Here is an 18,849-nt window from a genome sequence, read left to right on the forward strand (position 1 = left end):
GAGGTATCCATGCCGGACCAACCCAGCACATCCGACCGCCGCCGCCCCAATCCCTGGGCCGACCGGCGTATTCGCGGCACGGAGATGCCCGCGCGGATGGCTCACCCCTGGGCGACCCGGCGGCCCGGTAAGGCCGATATCGCGCATGCGCCTGAGCGACCGATTACGCCGCCCAGTATGAAAAGAGAAGTCTCCCAGCGGTTTACGGACGCGACGGCAGCGACCGTCGATCTGTCCGAGAGTGAATTCGACGCCGCCCTGTCCTCGGGCCGCAGCGCCAGATCCCGCCCCAGTGTGCGCCGTCTCGGCGGTGGCCTGGTGGAGCTGCCCAGGGTCGAACCGATCGACCCGAAACAGGTGGTGCTGGAGAACCCGGAAGTGCCCGAACCCAAACGGTTCTGCTGGAAATGCGATCGCCCGGTCGGTCGCCGCAGCCGCGACCACCCCGCCCAGGTGAGCGGAGCGTGCGCGAATTGCCACTCGCCCTTCAATTTTCGTCCCCCGCTCGCACCCGGTGATCTGATCGCCGACCAATACGAGGTGCAGGGCTGTCTCGCGCACGGCGGTTTGGGCTGGATCTATCTGGCGGTGGACCGCAATGTGAGCGATCGGCCGGTGGTGCTCAAGGGATTACAGAATCCGCTCGATTTCGAAGCCCACGTGGTGGCCCTTGCCGAACGCCAATTCCTCTCCGAGGTAGCGCATCCCGGCATCGTCAAGATCTACAACTTCGTCAAGCACAGCACCGGCGGCGATATGCCCGACGGCTATATCGTGATGGAGTACGTCAGCGGCCGCTCGCTCAAATCACTGCTCGAACACCGCGGCGAGCGCCTGCCCGCCGCCGAGGCCATCGCGTACGTGATGGAAGTGCTTCCCGCACTGGACTATCTGCACTCGTTCGGCCTGGCCTACAACGACCTCAAGCCCGACAACATCATGGTCACCGAGGATGAGGTCAAGCTCATCGACCTCGGCGCGGTGGCCGCCATGGACTCCTTCGGCAGTCTGTACGGCACCCCCGGATATCAAGCGCCCGAGATCACCGAGACCGGCCCCACCATCGCCTCGGACATCTATTCGGTCGGGCGCACCCTGGCCGCGCTGGTGCTGGACCTGGGCCGCGATGAGAAGGGCAACCATCTGCCCGGCATCCCCGATCCGATGGATCGTGAAGTGCTGCGCCGCTATCCGGCGCTGTATCGCCTGCTCTGCCGCGCCGTCGCCAAGGACCCGAATCGCCGCTTCACCTCCGCCTATGCCATGTACTGCCAGCTCGCGGGGGTGCTGCGCATGGTGCTGGCGGCAGACACCGGCACCGAGCATCCGCAGCGTTCGATCGAATTCGGTTCCATGCGAGCGGATTTCGGCGTCCAGACGCTCATCGCCCGCACCGACGGCATGGTGAACGGCGATATCGAGACCTCCCGGGTCGATCCGGGCGATATCGCCGCGGCGCTACCGGTGCCGCTCATCGACAGCGAGGACCCGTCGGCGAACCTGCTGTCCGGACTGCTGCACAGCGAACCCCGGCACGCCCTGGATGCCCTGCACCGCATGCACAGTCGCATTCTGTCGGGTGTTATCGCCGCACCCGATTCCTACGAGCTCGAGGGCGCCCTGACCGCCGTACGGGCCCATCTCGACCTCGGCCACACCCTGCCCGCCTGTGAGCTGCTCGCCGAACTGCTGCCCCGGTACGCCCAGGACTGGCGCATCGAATGGTTCGTCGGGGTGGCGGCGCTGCTGGACCGGCACCCCGATCGCGCGTACCGGCATTTCGAGACCGTCGCGGCGTTGCTGCCGGGCGAGATCGCACCGCTGCTGGCGCTGGCCGCCAGCGCGGAACTGGCCGTGGAAACCGAGTCCGCCGTTGCCGATCCACAGCGATGGCGTACGGCGGCGCTGGAGTACTACCGCACGGTGTGGCAGGTCAATCACGGCGTGATCAGCGCGGCGGTCGGACTGGCCCGGCGACTCGTGGCGGACGGAGCGACACTGGGTGCGGTCGAAATACTGGACCAGGTGCCGGAGTCCTCGCGGCATTTCACCGTGACCAGGCTGACCGGCTGCCTGCTGCTGGTCTCGCGTCCGGTCGCCGAGATCACCGATACCGATCTGGACACCGCCGCCGCCCGGCTCGAGGAGTTGGCCGACGAGCCCCGCACCGCACAGCTGCGGGTGATCGTGATCGGCGCGGCGCTGGAATGCCTACGCGGCGGCGGCCGTCCGGAACGCCCGGCGGTCATGATTCTCGGATTCCCGATGACCGAGGAAGGCTTGCGAATGGGTCTGGAGTCGAGCCTGCGTGATCTGGCGCGCACGGTCGCCGATCGCTTCCATCGCTATCGATTGGTGGATCTGGCCAACCATATTCGGCCGCACACCCGCTGGTAGCGGTGTCATCGCCGGCGCTTGGCGAGCAGCAGCAGCGCCGGGATCACGCCGAACAGCAATAGCCACAGCACATTTCCCAGTACCAGCCAGCACACGGTCGCCGCGATCGCGACCGCACCGGCCCGCACCACCATCCCGGGGATCGGGCCGACCTCCGATCCGGGCACCAGTGCGGGGGCCGCGGGCAGATCGGCGAAGGTCTGGGCCAGCTCCCGCCGGGTGTCCGCGGCCCATACCGCGGTGCTGCGTTCCTCGAACTCGGGTGCGGTCAGGCGGCCGCCGCTGAAGTGCCGGGACAGTTCCCCCAGGGCGCGCTCGCGTTCGTCCTCGCTCACCCGGGTGTGCGACGATTCGTTCATCGAGTCAGGATAGAGCCGGTTCGCCCCCGCATCGCCGGACCAATTGCCAACGGCGGGAAGAGATTCCATCGTCCATCAGGGTCGACGCTGGAACCGCCCCGCCGACGCGGGCAGCGGGGGTAACCCGCCGCCGAACGGCGCATCGATCGGCGCGACACCAGGCATAGGACCCGCACCGCCTCGATGTGGTTTCCTTTAGATATGACAGGAGGGCCCGAATACACGATCGACGAGCTCGCGCGTGCTGCCGACAGCACCGTGCGCAGCGTCCGCGTGTATCACGAGAGGGGGGTTCTCCCGCCGCCGGAGGTGCGCGGGAGAACGGGCTATTACGGGGCGGAACATCTCAATCGAGTCCGCACCATCAGCCGATTGCTTGATCGTGGCATCAAACTCAATGGAATCAAGGAATTGCTGGCGGCCTTCGACCGCGGCGATGATCTGGGTGATCTGCTCGGCGTGCCCGAGTCCGATCAGCTGCCCCGCGAGGTCGGGGACGATCAGGCCGTGGTCACCGCCACCGATCTGCAACAGCGCTTCGCCGAGGTGCCGAACGGATTCGCCCGGGTGGTGACCGCCGGGGTGTTCGAACCGGTGGATGCCACCACCTACCGGATCGCCGACGCCGATCTCGCGAGTCTGCTGGACCGGCTCGAACTCGCCGGGGTGCCGATCGCGGCCGGGCTCGGCGAAGTCGAGCGGCTCAAGGCCGATTGCGATCGAATCGCGCGCCGCGTGGTGGATCTGGTGCGCGAACACGCCTGGGGGGCATTCTCGAATTCGGACAGAACCGCGGCGGACATCGCCGATTTCAGTGCCCGCGTCGATACATTGCGGGTGGTCCCCGGCCATACCGCGCCGGGTCTGCTGAACCGTCTCATCGATCGTCAACTCGCCCAGGATGTCGAGATCAGCGCGGTGCTGAACCCCGATTCCTGACGGTCGTCTGCTTCCCACGTCTGGCTACACGCGGCCCTAATGTGCCGTTAGTCATCGGTACATTAGCGATGTCAGCGACAGAGCCGCAGCACGGGTACATCTCGGCGCGGAGCGGCAGACGGTAATGGAGACATCGATGTTCACGAGCACTACGCGCCCTCGGACCACTGTTCACAATCCCCGGATCGGACGGCGCGCCCGCGTGCTGTCCGCCGCCCTGGCCGCCTTCGGCGCGCTCACCTTCGGAATGGCCACCACCCCCGCGCAGGCACAGGCTTCGCGAGTGCCCTGCCTTTGGGACGGCGCGGGCTACATGCAGGGCGGCACGCTCTATGCCGGCGGCTCGGCATTCACCTGCGGCGCAGACGCTTTCGGTGCGGCGCGGTGGTTCCGCGGTCCGACCGGCGGGCATCGCGGCGATACGGTCTTCAGCCCGGGGACCGGTAATCCAGTGGGGCAGTTCAGCCCCGGGGCTCGCCAGCCCGGTAGTGCCTACAACGACTACTGCGTCGGCAACCAGCTCATCCCGGGCACCGACGACGTCTATGAACTGTTCGTGGTCGGCGGCACCATCATGTGGAAGGCGGTCGGCCCGATCTCGGACTGGGTCTTCGACTCCCCGGTCGTCCGCCCCGCGGCAACGTGGCGTTCCTCGAGCATGTGTTACGACGGCGTACTCAGCTGAACACACGAAAAGGCCCTTACCGGAATCGATTCCGGTAAGGGCCTTTTCGTGTGTTCACTTGCCGCGGACAACAGGCACGCGGGTGTTGGACTGCGCGTCGTCGCTGTGGCCGTTGTCCCAGGGCGCGTCGCCGGCGCCGGGGGCCTGGTCACGGTCGCTGCCGCGGCGGTTGTCCGTGGTGTCGCCGCCGTTGTCCTGCTCGTCGATGCGGCGACCCTGAGTGTTGCCGGTGCCGAGGTTCCGGCCGTCGAGGCTGCGATTGTCGGCACCCGCGCTGGCCTGGGGGCCGCGGCCGTAGCGGCCGCCGGTCTCCTTGCCGCCGCTGTTCTTGCCGCCGCCGGAGTGGTCGCTGTCATGGCTGCCGCCCGCGTGGACCAGCAGGTTCGCCGGTGCGGCGGTCGCGGAGGCCGCGGTCATGACCGGGACCACGGCCACCGAGGCGGCGAGCAGGGAGGAGGCGACGATCTTGCGGATGGTGGGGACGCTCATCACTGGTTCCTTCTAATGTGCCGTTAGATAGCGTTACATCAACTAGTGTTCCACTAAGTGACTTGGCCAGTGTTCCCCTGAATGAGAAGCGCGAAATCGAGTCCGGAAACGCCGAACGCCGGGTCTGCCGCTGGTGCGGCAGACCCGGCGTTCGCGGGCGGATCAGCTGAGCGTTACGCGGGCCGACGGGCCCGCCACGCTGGTCGGGTTGTGGTTCAGCAGCTTCCGAACGAGCCGCTGCATACGCGCGGCGGCAGGAACGGGCGACCGTGGCGGTAGTCGCGCGGGCCGTCCCAGGAGGGCGGGAACATGCCCGGGAACGGCGCGCCGGGCAGGCGGCCGGTCCAATCGGACATATCGCGCTCCCAGTTGTTATTGCGCGGGTAGCCGTCGTTGCGCGGCCAGCCGTCGTTGCGGTGATGCGGGCGCTCCACCGCGATCGAGGTGCCCGGATCGATGGGCTCGGCGGAGGCCGCGACATCCAGTGCGGCGATCGGCAGCACGGCCAGCGCGGTAATTACGCACGCCCGTGCGGCGGTGCGGCGCAGAGCCGGTATTTTCGTGTCTGACATGGGGTTTCCCTTCTTATCGGACCGGTGCCGCGTAGGCGGCCCGGCTACTTATCGAGGTGGTTCGTCGCCCAAGACCGCGCCCTCGCGACGAGGGTCGGCGCCGCCGATCCAGCCGCGCCCGTCGCGAGCCAGCGCGGACGCACCGCTCGATTGCGGCGCGACCGAGACCTGATGGCCGAGCTCGCGCAATCGCCGCACGAGCGCGTCATGGTCGCCGTTCGAGGTGGCATCGACAGCGGGATGCTCCCCGCCGACATTGGTGGTACCGGTATTGGCCGCGCCGAAATCGATCATCGAAACCGCCTGCTGCGGATCCAAACCCCAATCAAGCATGGCCACAAGGGTTTTCACCACGAACTGGATGATGACCGCACCGCCCGGCGAACCCGCCACATGGCTGAGTGGACCGCGCGAACCGTCTGCCGCGCGATCGAAGACCAATGTCGGAGCCATAGAGCTGCGTGGCCGCTTACCCGCCTCGAGCCGATTGGCCACGGGTACACCGGCGGCGTCCAACGGTTCGGCGGCGAAGTCGGTGAGTTGGTTGTTCAGCACGAAGCCGTCGACGAGATGGAATGCGCCGAAGGCGGATTCGACCGTCGTGGTCATACTCGCGGCATTGCCGTAGCTGTCGACGATGCTGATATGGCTGGTGCCGTGCTCGATCTGCGGGGTGCCATTGCCGACCGGGACCGGGCCGAAGTCCCCGGGCTGGGCGGTGCCCATACTGTGTGCGGGATCGATCAGCGCCGCGCGCCGCGTCAGATAGGCCGGGTCGATCAGCGTTCGGGGTGAATTGCCGGGCGGGGCAACAAAATCCGGATCGGCGAGGTACTTGTCGCGGTCGGCGTAGGCGAGTCGCTCGGCCTCGGAGATCACATGGACGGCGGTGGCGGTGGGCTTACCGCCATCGCGGTCGGCCTCGGTGTCTCCGCCGGTGTGTTCGGGTTTCACCGCGGCCATATCGGTGGTCGCGAGCATGCCCAGTACCTGCGCCACGGCGGTGCCACCCGAGGACGGCGCGGGCATTCCGCAGACTTCATGGGTGCGATACGGCGCGCACAGCGCGGTGCGCTTCTTGGCCTGGTACGCGGCCAGATCCGCCGTCGTGGTCAGCCCGGGGGTGCGCCCGCCCGAGGCATCGGCGATCGCGGCCGCGATATCGGCGGCGATCGCCCCGGTGTAGAAGGCGTTCACACCCTCCGAGGCGATTGCCGAAAGAGTCTTGGCCATAGCGGGATTGGTAAGAGTCGTGCCCGCGCGCTTGGGGCTGCCATCCGGCTCGAGGAAGTAGGCACGGGATCCGGGATCCTTGGCGAGATCGGCGGCCGATTCGGTGATCTGGGCAGCCATCCGGGGGCTGATCTTGAACCCCCGGTCGGCGAGATCGACAGCGGGAGTCATCAATTCACGCCACGGCTGCCGACCATGCTCGCGCTGGGCGAGTTCGAGCAGCCGCAGCACCCCCGGCGTGCCGATCGATCGGCCGCTGGCCCGCGTATTCGGCTGCGGCGCAGCGTGATCGGTGTCGCTGACCCAGCGCAGATAGTCCGGCGTCGCGGCGGCGGGAGCGGTCTCGCGGCCGTCATAGGCGTCAACACTCTTGGTGGCGGCGTCGTAGTAGAGCAGGAATGCGCCGCCGCCGATACCGGTGGCCTGCGGCTCCACCAGCCCGAGCACGGTTTGCGCGACGACGAGCGCGTCCGCCGCGGTGCCGCCGTCGCGCAGCACCGCGCATGCCGCCTCGGTGGCGACGGGATTCGCGGTGGCGACCGCGAAGGTGCCGGTGCGTATCGGTGTCATCCCCGTGCGGTAGCCGGTGGCGACCTCGGGGTGCAGGGATAGATCGGTAGTGGCGGAACCGGCCGCGGTGGCGGCCGTATGCGGAGTCCCGTTGGGGGCGGTGGTGCAGGATGCCGGACGCTGGTCGTTATCGGACGAGCAGGCGGTGAGCAATCCGGTCAGCAGCAGTGGGGCGACACAGGTGGCGCCCCAGGCTCGCGTTCGTGTGCGCCTCATGTCTTCGGACCCTATCGGTGTGGCCACCACTGGGAAGAGGACGTGACATGCACTTCAAGCGATGAAATGCTTTCTCACACATGGGGATCCGCTGAGTGGGTACTTGCCACCGGAGGGAAGTCCACCCGGTCATGTCGATGCGATACTCCTGGTATGACTCGAACTCGCCGTGTTCGTGGGCGGGCCGGCACCGCACCGCGACCGACGCGTGGTGCGGTGTCGGTGCCACGGCTAGTTTCGAGCACACTTGCGATAGGCATCCGGCGTCTGTCCGGTCCAGCGTCGGAAGGCTCGGCCCATGGCGCGATGATCGCTGTAGCCGAGCTGCCCGGCGATCGAGCCCACCGGCAACTCGGTATCGAGCAGCAGTCGCACGGCGCGCTCATGCCGAACCGCCTCGATTTCCGCGCGCCCGCTGGTGCCCTGTTCGGCGAGCCGGCGTTGCAGCGTGCGGGAGCTCATCGAAAGTCGCTGTGCCACTTCATCGAGAATGGTGCCGGTGGCCGGTCCGGTGCTGAGCACCGTGAGCAGCACCTCACGGAAGTTCTCCAGCCAGCTGCGCGCGGGTCGCGCGGTGTCCATGATCGAGCGGGCGTACACCCGCATGATGCGGCTCAGTTCGGGATCACCCGACTGTGTCGACCCGGACCGGTCGGGGTCGAGAAAAGTCAGGGTGTCCGCGTCCTGATCGAAATGGATATTGCCGGTGCCGAATTCGTCGACGAGATAGCCGTGCCGCTTGGGCGGGCGATGCGCGAATCCGACCCGCACCGGTATAGCGGCGGCGCCGCGCGCCTCACGCGCGCGGCGCAACAGCAGCGCCAGCGCGAACTCACTGATCTCCCAGTCCACGGCCTCGGAGTACCTGGCACCGTAGTATCCGACGGTCAGGCGCGGTCCGTCCGGCATGACACTGAGCACCAGCGCCGGGTCGGCGACCGTCGAAAGATATTGCGCGGCATCTACGAATCCCTCGGCCAAGGTCGGCGCGCTGGTGAGCAGGTAGTCCCATACGTGCAGACGGCCGACATCGGCCAAACGGGCGGCCTGCAGACCGACGCCGGGTCCGCCGCTGGCATGGAGGATCTCCCACAGCCGATGCTGTGCGCTCGTCGGAACGCGATCGAGGTTGTCCTGCCCCGCGGCGAGGTCGCTGATGAAAGCGGTCTCGTGCGGTGACACACCGACGCGGGCGGCCACATCGAGTACCAGCGTGGTCAGGCGCGCGGACACCGTATCGGCAAGTGCGGTGGGCGGCTGGGGAATTGGCTCGGACCAGCACTGCGGTGTCACCCGGGGCATCGGTGTCGCGTTGTCCATGGCTTCCTTCCGGAGTGCTCGGCGCACGAGGTCGCTCGGATTCAGTTGGCTCGCCGGAACGCGTCCGGGGTTTGCCCGGTCCAGCGGTGGAACGCCCGGCGCAGCGCGCGCTGGTTGCGGTAGCCCACCCGGCCGGCGATCGACTGCATCGGCAATCGGGTGTCCCGCAACAGATGCGTGGCCTGCTGACATCGCACCGTTTCCAGTTCGCGCCGCCACGAGGTGCCGTGATCGGCGAGCCGTCGTTGCAGGGTACGCGGGCTCAGCGCGAGCCGCTGGGCGACGACTTCTATTTCCGCGCTTTGTCTTTCGGCCAGCGTGGCGGTGATCTCCGCGCGCAGCGTGTCCTCCCAGGTCGGTGCGGGCCGGGCGGTGTCGATGATGAGCTGGGCGTAGCGCAGCAGGATATGGCGCAATTCGGGATCGTAGGGACGGCCGTCCCGCGCGCGCTCGGCATCGGGCAGCGTCACCGCGGTGCGAGGTTGATCGAAATGAATATTGCCGGTGCCGAACGTTTCGATGAGATAGCTCGGATCGGGCGGTGCGGGATGCGCGAAATCGACCCGAATCGGCGCGGCGGCGCTACCGGCGAAGGCGCGCGCCCGATGCACCAGCACGGCCATCGAGAATTCATTCACCACTGGAGCAATGACGTCGCTGTATGGCCTGCCCCGGAATTCGGCGATGAACTGCCCATCGAGCATGGTGACCACGAGCGCGGTGTCGGGATCCGCCATGACCGAGGCGAATCGCGCCGCATCGGAGAAGCCCTCGGCCAGACTCGACGCTCCGCTGATGAGATAGTCCCAAATGTGCAGCCGTCCCGGTCGGGCCACCTCCGCGACTCGCACCCCCGCCCCGATTCCATCTGCGGCACTTATCAATTCCCACAATCGCAGCAACGCCGTCGAGGGGATGCGGAGGAAGTCATCGCCGAGTAGTTCCGCTCCGAGCCCGGCTATCGCGGCGATATCCCCATCGGATACTCCGACCTGCACGGCTGCCTCCAGCACCCATCGCGTGAGGTGCGACGAAACGGTGCCTTCGATCTCGGACAAGGAGTGCTCCCGTGGTTGCGCGCGAAAGGTGGTTCCGATCAGCCTGCTTTCCGTCGCGCTCGGGAACAACATCGAATCTCTACACGAACGATCACTATTGCTAATCAACGAATCCTGCGAACGCACGATTGCGTGTCTCAGAGCTGATCCAGCGTGCCCAATTCACGGACGACATCGGCGAATGCCCGGATCGGTTCGGTCTCGAAGTCGCTGCGCCACACCGGCGCCCACCGTACTCGATGCGAATCGGCAATGGGCACATAGGCGACGCCGGGCCGATTGTAGTAACGGGCGATATGGCTCATGCCGCTGGTGAAGGTGCCCGAGGTGCTGGCGGTGGTGAGAATGTCCTCGAGCGTCGAGATCGGCGTGACGCGGTCGATGGGCCGCCCGCGCGGGGTATAGAACGGGCTCACCGCGTCCTCCCAATAGTCCGGCATCGGATCACTGGGCGCGAAAACCCCGCGATCCCCGAACACCTCCATCGACACGTATTTCTCACCGGCCAGTTCGTGATCGACCGGCATGATGGCCACCATCGGCTCGGCGGACATGATCGGGCCGACCGTCAAGCCGGGCTCGTCCACGGGCACCCAGGCGACGACGATATCGGCCTCCCCACGGTGCAGCGGACCGAATTGATCGCTGAACTCGCTACTGCGCACCCGCAATTCCCACATCGGATGGCGTCTGCGAAAGGTCTCCCAGAACGGCCGGTAGTCATAGGCGTTGTAACCGATCATCGAGACCCGCAGCGTCCCGGAGATCCCCGCCGCGGCCTGCCGGGCATGTTCGACAGCCGAAATCACGTCCCGATACGCGGGTTTCAACTCGGCGACCAGCTGATGCCCCAGCGGAGTGAGCTGCACACTGCGAGGGTTCGACCGATCGACCAGCAACCCGCCGATCCGGCGCTCCTGACTCTTGATGGACTGGCTCACCCGCGCCGTCGAAAGATACAGTCGCTGAGCGGCTTTGCCGAAATGCAGCTCCTCGGCCAGGGTCAGGAAGATCTCGATATCCCGCAACTCCACGCTGATCCTCCTGACGGCAGATACGACATCGCCTTCCGATTCTCAAGAGTGAATCCGGCCGGTCTATTTCCGAGCTTCCCGAAGCTGGGAAGGCGCCGCGCCCCCGACTGGCTAGGCTGCGGGAGGGTAAGTGGCCGAGGAAGGTGAATGATGGTTGCCTCGTTGGACCTACCAGCCGCCGGTGCCGACGTGAAGCTCAACCGCGTCTCGCAGGCACCGATGCTGAACGATTTCATCAGCACCACCGAGCAGGTCATGCAACTGCTGCTGGACACCCTCGGCAAAGGTACCGCCCAGCAACTTACCGCCAAGGCATTGAACGAGGCGACCGGGCAGTCCGCGGGCAACGGTGCCGCCGCGACGCAGTACCACGCGACCGATACCCAACTATCGCAATACAAATCCGATCTCAACACGCTCGACACCCACATCGCCGACATCGCGCAGAAGTCCGCCGGTATCACCGACAAGACGCGCGCCGAGGTGAAGGCGTTGCGCGATACGATCAACGGCATCATCGGCGGCGTGCCCGCAAAGCCCAGCGTACAAGCGCAATTGGGTGCCATCGATCAGATCGACAACGCCGTGGGTAAGGCCGAGGACGCCGTGGTGCAGGCCTGGGATCTGAACAACGCCCACGGTGCCACCGTGCCGCAGAGCTATCAGGGCGGCGACGGGAGTTCGTCCGGTGGCGGATCAGGCGGTTCGAGCTTCCCGGGCTTCATTCCGAGCAGCTCCGGTGGCAGCGGATCGGGCGGCGGGAGAAACAGTTACGTACCCACCAATGGCAGCGGCGGCTATAACAGCCAATACACTTCGCCGGTGAATTCCACCGGTGGTTCCACTCCGCACCGCCGCCTCAGCTCAACCGAGATTGATGCCTACATCGGCAAGGCTCTGGACGCTCTCGGCATCACCGATCCGGTCGCCCGCGCGAACTGGACCCGGGGCTACCGCGTACTGATCGAGCGTGAGTCCGGCGGCGATATCGGCTCGATCAACCTGAGTGATTCGAACGCCCGCGCCGGTACTCCGTCACAGGGCCTGACCCAGACCATTCCCGGCACATTCTCCGCCTACCACGTCGCCGGCACATCCTCGAATATCACCGACCCGCAGGCCAATATCGCCGCCAGTATGAACTACGTCATGGCCCGGTATCACGTATCGCGAGATGGTTCGAACCTGGCTGCGAACGTGCAACAGGCCGATCCCGGTCGTTCGCCGAAGGGTTATTGAACCGGCACCCGTGATCGGCTGAGGCCTCGATGGCCGCAGAGTTCTCCTCGAATCTGTCCAATGCGGCAATTGGCCTGGTACGCAAGCTCATTCAGGAAACCGAACTGGCAGTCGAGTCCCCGACCAGTGTGAGTCGACAGGTCACCTCACGCATGCGCGCCGTATGCACCGATGCTGATCGTGTCGAGCGCACCGCCGTGCGCGCGATAGCCGATTCCCAATCCCCGCGGCTGTCCGCGATTACCCACGCGAGCAATGAGGCGGGCGAGCGGTACGGCGAGACGGTGCTCGGCCCCATCCGAGATCGAGTGCCTCGCAGCGACCTTCAGGAGGCATACACCTACACCTCGGATCCGGTACTCAATCGCGTACTGCGATTCGACGATCCCGCCGCGGGGTTGAATTGGATGCGCGCCGAGAGCGAACGCTACCGACGGCTTCGCTCCCTCACCGATTCCCACCTGACCGAGCCGGACGATCTCACCCGGCTCCTGCGAAATCCGGAGCTGCTCTCATCGGATAGAGCCCTGATGGAATCGATTCTCTCCCATCCCGCTCCGACCGCCCGAGTCGAGGAGATGTTCACCAATTTCGCACACTACGACCATCTCTGGGAGGTGTTGCAGTCCAGGCCATCGCTCGCACTCATCGAGACACGCGTCGCGCGCATGGACCGGGCGGTGGCCCAGCCCCTGCCCGATTCCGTTCGCGCGGTGCGAGGTCTGGAAACGATCGACCATCTGGTCGATCAGAACGGTATTCCTATCGGTACTCGCGATCCCGCATTGCTGCGGGGAGTCGTCCAGAAGGAACGTGGCTACAGCTCGACAAGCCTGGGCGCGGCCCCGCCGGATTACTACGCCCGCGGCTACCGCCTCGAGCTGGACCTGCCCGCGGGATCACACGGACTGTGGATGGGCCAGCAGAGCCGCAACATGTACCAGCGCGAGTTGATCCTGCCCCGCGACCTGGAATACCGAATCGACGAGGTGATACCGAATCCTCCCGGTGAGCATTACGCAGGTGTCGACTACCTGTTCAGGGCAACGGTTATCCCGCCGGCCGGTGTGTGAGGCCGGATGCGCGGCGGGCCTCACCCGCGTTCGAAATCCTTTTCGCTCAAGCCTGTTTCGCGCAGCAGGCGGGCCAGGGCGTCGGCATTCACGGGCTGCTCGGGGGGCTCATCATCGTCATCTGCCTGCTGTCGAGCAATCGAAAGCGCCTCCTCGTATCCCGGGTCGCCGGGGTGGAATTCCTCGTAGCCGTCGAAGAGAACGCCGTCGGCACCGGTGCCGCCGACGCGCCGCAGGACGGTTACGCCATCCGATGCGAGAAAGGTCGGGATCGCCGCGTTATTTGAAAGATCGCTCAAAGTACTTCTCCAGTTCCCGTGCGATGCGCTGGTCACCGCAGGCGAATTTGCGTAGCTGTTTGGGACCTGCCACCCACGCCGAGAAGGCCTCGGCGAACCCCTCAACGGGGGTGTTGGCATAGTCCCACCACTTGGGATGGTTCCCGATCGATTGGAGTATGTCGGCGTGTAAGCTCAGCCACTCCTTCTGCTTGCTGAGTCGGTTTCCACCGATTGAATACGAGGCGTCAGCGGCATGGCCGAACTCATGCCAGAGCACCCCGCCCTTGAACGCGTCCGACAGGTATTTCGTGTCGATGTACAGGCGTCGTGAACCGGGCGTGAACAGTCCGGCGACGTTGTTCCACGTGACATGATCGTTGGGGCCGTCAGGCTGGGCCTTGACCAGAGCCTCCAAACCAGGCATGTCCTTCACTCGCATTTGCCCGATCACGATGCCGCCGTCGGGCATCGCGTTGAGGTAATCGCTCACATGTTGGAACACGTGATCGGGAATCTGCGCCAGTAGTTTCAGCGCCGTAAGACTCTCGGGCAGTGAGTCGAGCATGTTCACGAACGGCCCGCCCTCGGGCGGAGGGAAACTGACAGTGAAATCGTATGTGCCGCCGAGTGATACCGCATCACCCGTCTGCAGGGTGACTTGCACGCCGGGCTTGATCTTCGAGCCGTTGACGGTGGTGCCGTTGGTTGATCCCTCATCTCGGATCCAGACTCGCCCGGACGGATGCACGCCGACACTTGCATGTCGGCCCGAGATCTGATTCCTGTTCGGCAGATCAGCCGGTATGCGCGAATCGTTGCGGCCCAACAGCGTCGGTTCGCCGCCGCGAGGAATCTCCAGTGATAGCCCACCGTGAGGGTTGTTGAGCAGCACCGGAGTTGGCCCGGGGCCGACCGCACCGAATTCGTCGCCGGCATACTGTGCAGAGCCGATCCATTCGCCCAGCCGAATACGGTCTCCGGGTCTGATCTGAACCGGTCCGCCATCGGGGTCGACCCTTCGGTTCTCCACCCAGGTCCCGTGGGTGGAGTGCTCATCACGAATCCACAGGTTGCCCTGCAGGTCTCGCAGCACGGTGGCGTGCTTGCGGGACACGCTGGTATCGGTGAGGTGTTCCGCCAGAGGCGATTCGGAACCACGGCCGATGGGAATCTGCTCGCCCGGCAACAACCTGAGTGGGGGAATATCAGGGTTGTCGAACAACCGCAGCTCCACGGGCGTCTCCGGACCGGACCGGAATTTGGCGGGTACACCGCCGAAGTCGATCGTGTCGTTCGGATTCAGATAGATCTTCTCGTTGGAAACTATGGTCTCGCCATTGATCTTCGTCCCGACCCAACCGTCTGGTTTCGGGTCGCGAATCCATACCCGCCCATCGTGATCACGTCCCACGAAGACCTCATAGACGTTGATGGGAACACCGTCACTGCGCACGACTACGGCATCGCCCCGGAGATTGCTGACGTTGATCGACTTTTCCTGCCCGGGTGCCAGGTGGATCGGGTCACGGCGCCCATGTCCGAGGAAGTTCAGGGCGGCAGGCTGATGGTTCCCGGGCACGATGGGATCGACCCGTGCGGTGCCGAAGAATTCGGAACCTATTCGAATGCCGTCACTGGCGGCCAGCGTCACCTTCTGTCCCGGGGCGATTCGGTCGCCGTTGATCCATACACCCGGGGACCCGTCATGGTCGCGTATCCATACCCGTCCATCTCGATCAAGCCCGAGCGTGGCATGACGGGGATCGACTCCCGAGGCTCGTCCCAACTGCGCTGCGAACGGGGACGATGGATCGGTGCCGATCGGGACCGTCTGCCCCGGCTCGATCCGGACAGGCACCGCCTCTGGTCCGGACCCGAGCACGAACCGGACCGGGGGAGCTTCCACCGCCCCGTCCGCCGGGATGAACTGTGCCTCGCTTCGGAAGCCTCCCAGTTGCACGGCGTCGCCGGGCCGCAAGGTGTGTTGCTCGCCCGGAGTGAGCAATTCGCCGTTGATCCGAGTTCCGTTGGAGGAGTTGCTGTCCTGAATCCACACTCGGCCGTCCTGATCCATGCCCAGCTTCAGATGTTCGCGGGAAACGGTGGCGCGACCGGCCGCATCGGGCGGCAGCGCCTCACGGCCGACATCGACGGTCCCCCCGCGATGCACCCGCACAGGCGGGATATCGGCACCCAGGCGCACCTCGGCCAGCTGTCGCTGAAAGTTCAATCCCAGGTCGAACTCGTGCCCCAGCTTCAAGCCTTGGCCGTCGAAAACGCGCACCCATCGATTGGCGACGATCTGCTTGCCATCGATGAAAGTGCCGTTCAGAGAACCGTTGTCGCGCAGGAATACATGGCCTCGGTCATCGACGCGGATCGTTCCGTGTGAGCGTGAGACGCCATCGGTCGCCATATGCTCGAGCAGTGCACCGGTGCCTCGACCAAGCACGTACTCCTGGCCGGGAATGAGCCGCAACGGCAGCCGAGCGCCGTCCGGCCCGGTCAATGTCACATCGACGTGGCCTTCCGGGTGGCGGTAGAACACGGTGTTTCCGGGCGCGGCCGGACTCGGGAGCGGATCGTGTTCTGATCCGTGCGTATTGGACTCCGGTGCGATACGTGGTTGTGGCCGGGTCGGTGGATCGGCCGTGTAGTCGTGCGTCGGGTCGTGCGGGACTGATTCGGGATGCGGTGGGCGCTCGCCGGGTAAGCCTTCCGCGTCGAGGTGCCTGGGGGGCCGTCCGGAGTCGACTGCGTCGACTCGCGGGTGAACCCCCGCCCGCAGCGAGTTCGTCGCCCCGCCGAGGAACCCACCGGCGAAGCCGGTCACCGCGGCCGTGCGCGCGATCTTGAACAGATCGCCCAGACTGTGAATCTCGTTGTGGCGGATGATTACCGACGGAATCGCGCCGGCCAGCCCGCCGGCCACACCACCGGCACCGCCAATCACGATGGTGCCGCCCATATGCGCGACGACCCGGCCGAGATCGGAAGTGGCTCGACCGCCGATTCCACGGAGCACGGACGGTGCGAGTCGGCGTCCGACCTCTGCGCCCGCGATGCCACCCACCAGACCGCCCAGCGCCAGTTCCCCGAAAGAGACGAAGTCGAAACCGTCGCGCACGTTGTCGGCGATGTCCCACACCTGTGCGGCCACACTCGTAACCGCACCGGTTCCGGCACCGATCTTCGCCGCGTGCAGCGCACCGTGCAAAGCGGCTCGGCGTGCGGTGCCCGCTGCCGCTTGTTCGGCGACTTCCGAGGCGAATGCCCTGGCCGCGGCGCGCATTTCGGCCTCCGCCGCAACGCGGTCGGATAGAGCTTTCATTCCTCCGCCCTGGAAGAACAGCAGCATGTCGTAGCTGAGCTGGGCGCCCAGTACGATCCCGGTGACGATGAGCAGATGCTGCAGTTGCACAGTGGAATTGGCGGTTGCGTGGCACTGCTGCCCCAGGGCCTCGCAGACCGCGGCCTTATCGCGCAGCGCCTGCTCGGTGGCGCGATAGCGCTCGGCCAGCCCGGCAGTGGTCGCGCCCTGGACGGTGCTCAGGACTCTGATCGCTTGCGCCGCATGGTGATCAGCGCTTCTGATCAGCTCCAGGTGTGCTTCGATGAGCGCATCGCCGATGCGGCGCAATGGTTCCGGCTTTGTTTCGGGCCAGTGTCCGAGGACCATGGTGCGCAGGGCCGATGGCACTTCGGCCAATAGACCAATCGCATCCATCGCAGTCCTCCCGGCCACTTACCATGCCTGGGCGTCATCTAATTACGGCCGGACGAACATCTATTCCCAATTCCGGGAATAGATGTCGCGCGGCCGCCCGGGACGCGTGCGAGGATGCTGTCCAACTGAGTCTGCGGCGGTCTCCACCGCACCAAACCCCCCATGGGTGCAGGGAGAATGGCGTGAGCGAGAAGTTCTCTGCCGACCTGGACGAGATGCGGGCGCGCGCGCCCGAGGTCGATCGCACAGCCGAGGACGTCGCCGCCACGGTGCAGGCGCTGCGCACCTCGCTGGCCGCTGAGGGTGAGCCCTGGGGAGCCGATGAGGCCGGACGAGCCTTCGCCAGTTCGTATCTGCCCGATTATCAACGGACCATGGCCGACCTCGACGCACTGGTTCGCATGCTGCGTCAGGGCGGCGGGGATCTGCATCGGCTCGCGAATGGCTTCGAAGCGGCCGACGCGCGGGCCGCACGGCGAATCACCAATGCCGCGAACATGACCGAGCCCGGCTTCCAGCCGATACCGGCGGCAAACAACGATCCGGCCGGAACCACCGATGCGGTCACCCCCACCGTGCGCACGGCAACTCGGACTCCCCCGGCCGGGAACATACCTGAATCGGCCGGTCCGGTACCGGGTTCGGCGGCACCGGTACCGGGCGCCTTCTCGAGCCGTGAAGCGGGTCCGGATGTTGTCACGTCGGCAACTCAGCGTCCGGCGACAGCGGACCCTTCCGGGACGACTCCGGACGCCAATGCCACCCCGGACACCAATTCCGCCGCGCCCACAGATCCGTCCCGGACCGGAGATTCGGGCGTGCCGGGCGCGAATGGGCAACCCGAGGGGCCGGCACCTTCCGAACCCGTTGGGCCCGTGCTGAATCCGGGCGCCGGAACCGTCACGCCACCGAGCCCGGCAGCGCAGCCCGCGAGCACACCGTGGTCCCGCACTGGAGTGTCTGCGAATCGGCTATCGACCGGAACATCGTCGGCCGCTCGGCCGGCGCCGTCGAACGCCGCGGCGCCACCTCGCGTGAGCGCCCCAGCCTCCCGCACCGGCGCGCCTGGTTCACCGCCGCGCCAGCCAGTCAGGCCGAGTGCGTCCGGGAAGGATAAGAAGCGGGACCGCAAGACCACCGTGCCGGGAACCGATGAATCACTTGCGGTGCGGCTGACACGCGAGCTCGCCAAGAAGTATGGTGTCCGAGCCTTCGGCTTCGACACTCCCGGCATCCCGGATGAGGTGCTGCTCGAACTCGTCGCCGCCGTTGATGAGGTGCTGCCGCACAATCCGGGCATGGCGCTGGGCGAGATCGGCATCCGGGCGCTTTCCGCCGGTGCGCTCACCCGTCTCGAATGGGACGCGATATCGGGAACAGCTCGAATATCGTTGGCGGTGCGCGCTGCCAGCGATCGCACATACCTCGAGAGCGTCGTCGCCGCGGACGAACGCCTGCAGGCACTCGGGCAGACCAGACGCCCTGTCTTCGCCTGCGTCATGCGAGAACTCGGCAGGGTCCGCGAGGGGGTCGATAGCGGGGGAGTTTCCCATCGCTGACCACCGTTGGGAATAGCGGTCCACCGATTTCGTTCTGCCTCGGTCAGACTGACCGAGGCAGTCGATAGGCATCGTGACAGCTCGAGGAGAACGTGCCA

Annotated in this window: 15 protein-coding genes; 6 read left to right on the forward strand and 9 right to left on the reverse strand. The window is 66.1% G+C overall.

Going from position 1 to position 18,849, the window contains the following annotated elements:
* Positions 1-9: 9 nt before the first annotated feature.
* Positions 10-2,397, forward strand: a complete 2,388-nt coding sequence (locus tag AB0L82_RS42420) for a tetratricopeptide repeat protein (RefSeq protein ID WP_364650875.1) — start codon at positions 10-12, stop codon at positions 2,395-2,397.
* Positions 2,398-2,402: 5 nt separating this feature from the next.
* Here the strand turns inward: AB0L82_RS42420 and AB0L82_RS42425 are convergent, their stop codons facing one another.
* Entirely contained in the window at positions 2,403-2,756 is a 354-nt protein-coding gene (locus AB0L82_RS42425; RefSeq protein ID WP_364650878.1) for a DUF1707 domain-containing protein, read from the reverse strand.
* 201 nt (positions 2,757-2,957) lie between these two features.
* Here AB0L82_RS42425 and AB0L82_RS42430 point away from each other — a divergent pair, with 201 nt between their 5' ends.
* Both AB0L82_RS42430 and AB0L82_RS42435 read left to right on the forward strand, forming a co-directional pair.
* Positions 2,958-3,695, forward strand: coding sequence for a MerR family transcriptional regulator (locus AB0L82_RS42430; protein WP_364650881.1), 738 nt, complete (start codon positions 2,958-2,960; stop codon positions 3,693-3,695).
* A 136-nt stretch (positions 3,696-3,831) separates the two neighbouring features.
* Positions 3,832-4,380: a hypothetical protein gene (locus AB0L82_RS42435; protein WP_364650884.1), complete on the forward strand. Its 549-nt coding sequence runs from the start codon at positions 3,832-3,834 to the stop codon at positions 4,378-4,380.
* Positions 4,381-4,434: 54 nt separating this feature from the next.
* On the opposite strand, the gene AB0L82_RS42440 is transcribed toward AB0L82_RS42435, so the two are convergent.
* The 6 genes from AB0L82_RS42440 to AB0L82_RS42465 all read right to left on the reverse strand — a co-directional run bounded on the left by AB0L82_RS42440 (position 4,435) and on the right by AB0L82_RS42465 (position 10,872).
* Complete coding sequence (locus AB0L82_RS42440; protein ID WP_364650887.1) at positions 4,435-4,869, reverse strand: hypothetical protein; 435 nt, start codon at positions 4,867-4,869, stop codon at positions 4,435-4,437.
* A 215-nt stretch (positions 4,870-5,084) separates the two neighbouring features.
* A complete protein-coding gene (locus AB0L82_RS42445; protein WP_364650890.1) occupies positions 5,085-5,441 on the reverse strand; it encodes a hypothetical protein in 357 nt (118 codons plus the stop codon).
* A gap of 48 nt (positions 5,442-5,489) precedes the next feature.
* A complete protein-coding gene (locus tag AB0L82_RS42450; RefSeq protein ID WP_364650893.1) occupies positions 5,490-7,460 on the reverse strand; it encodes a gamma-glutamyltransferase family protein in 1,971 nt (656 codons plus the stop codon).
* 231 nt (positions 7,461-7,691) lie between these two features.
* Positions 7,692-8,780, reverse strand: a complete 1,089-nt coding sequence (locus AB0L82_RS42455; RefSeq protein WP_364650896.1) for a helix-turn-helix domain-containing protein — start codon at positions 8,778-8,780, stop codon at positions 7,692-7,694.
* Between the two features lie 41 nt (positions 8,781-8,821).
* Positions 8,822-9,838 (reverse strand): AraC family transcriptional regulator ligand-binding domain-containing protein, encoded by a 1,017-nt coding sequence (locus tag AB0L82_RS42460; RefSeq protein WP_364650899.1) that lies wholly within the window; start codon positions 9,836-9,838, stop codon positions 8,822-8,824.
* Between the two features lie 137 nt (positions 9,839-9,975).
* Positions 9,976-10,872, reverse strand: coding sequence for a LysR family transcriptional regulator (locus AB0L82_RS42465; RefSeq protein ID WP_364650902.1), 897 nt, complete (start codon positions 10,870-10,872; stop codon positions 9,976-9,978).
* Between the two features lie 147 nt (positions 10,873-11,019).
* Here AB0L82_RS42465 and AB0L82_RS42470 point away from each other — a divergent pair, with 147 nt between their 5' ends.
* Entirely contained in the window at positions 11,020-12,111 is a 1,092-nt protein-coding gene (locus tag AB0L82_RS42470; RefSeq protein WP_364650905.1) for a hypothetical protein, read from the forward strand.
* Positions 12,112-12,140: 29 nt separating this feature from the next.
* A complete protein-coding gene (locus AB0L82_RS42475) occupies positions 12,141-13,184 on the forward strand; it encodes an ADP-ribosyltransferase (RefSeq protein WP_364650908.1) in 1,044 nt (347 codons plus the stop codon).
* Positions 13,185-13,204: 20 nt separating this feature from the next.
* Here the strand turns inward: AB0L82_RS42475 and AB0L82_RS42480 are convergent, their stop codons facing one another.
* A complete protein-coding gene (locus AB0L82_RS42480) occupies positions 13,205-13,519 on the reverse strand; it encodes a hypothetical protein (RefSeq protein ID WP_364650910.1) in 315 nt (104 codons plus the stop codon).
* Complete coding sequence (locus AB0L82_RS42485) at positions 13,464-17,105, reverse strand: FHA domain-containing protein (protein ID WP_364650913.1); 3,642 nt, start codon at positions 17,103-17,105, stop codon at positions 13,464-13,466. The genes AB0L82_RS42480 and AB0L82_RS42485 overlap by 56 nt, the downstream gene beginning before the upstream one ends.
* Before the next feature lie 269 nt (positions 17,106-17,374).
* On the opposite strand from AB0L82_RS42485, the gene AB0L82_RS42490 reads away from it, so the two are divergent.
* Positions 17,375-18,751, forward strand: a complete 1,377-nt coding sequence (locus tag AB0L82_RS42490; RefSeq protein WP_364650916.1) for a hypothetical protein — start codon at positions 17,375-17,377, stop codon at positions 18,749-18,751.
* Positions 18,752-18,849: the final 98 nt, after the last annotated feature.

The organism is Nocardia sp. NPDC052001, assembly GCF_040680615.1.
In the GTDB taxonomy this organism is placed as follows: domain Bacteria; phylum Actinomycetota; class Actinomycetes; order Mycobacteriales; family Mycobacteriaceae; genus Nocardia.

Excerpts from the sequence above, each read along its gene's own strand:
- AB0L82_RS42420 (WP_364650875.1), top strand. The coding sequence starts at position 10 with ATGCCGGACCAACCCAGCACATCCGACCGCCGCCGCCCCAATCCCTGG.
- AB0L82_RS42425 (WP_364650878.1), bottom strand. The coding sequence starts at position 2,756 with ATGAACGAATCGTCGCACACCCGGGTGAGCGAGGACGAACGCGAGCGC.
- AB0L82_RS42430 (WP_364650881.1), top strand. The coding sequence starts at position 2,958 with ATGACAGGAGGGCCCGAATACACGATCGACGAGCTCGCGCGTGCTGCC.
- AB0L82_RS42435 (WP_364650884.1), top strand. The coding sequence starts at position 3,832 with ATGTTCACGAGCACTACGCGCCCTCGGACCACTGTTCACAATCCCCGG.
- AB0L82_RS42440 (WP_364650887.1), bottom strand. The coding sequence starts at position 4,869 with ATGAGCGTCCCCACCATCCGCAAGATCGTCGCCTCCTCCCTGCTCGCC.
- AB0L82_RS42445 (WP_364650890.1), bottom strand. The coding sequence starts at position 5,441 with ATGTCAGACACGAAAATACCGGCTCTGCGCCGCACCGCCGCACGGGCG.
- AB0L82_RS42450 (WP_364650893.1), bottom strand. The coding sequence starts at position 7,460 with ATGAGGCGCACACGAACGCGAGCCTGGGGCGCCACCTGTGTCGCCCCA.
- AB0L82_RS42455 (WP_364650896.1), bottom strand. The coding sequence starts at position 8,780 with ATGGACAACGCGACACCGATGCCCCGGGTGACACCGCAGTGCTGGTCC.
- AB0L82_RS42470 (WP_364650905.1), top strand. The coding sequence starts at position 11,020 with ATGATGGTTGCCTCGTTGGACCTACCAGCCGCCGGTGCCGACGTGAAG.
- AB0L82_RS42475 (WP_364650908.1), top strand. The coding sequence starts at position 12,141 with ATGGCCGCAGAGTTCTCCTCGAATCTGTCCAATGCGGCAATTGGCCTG.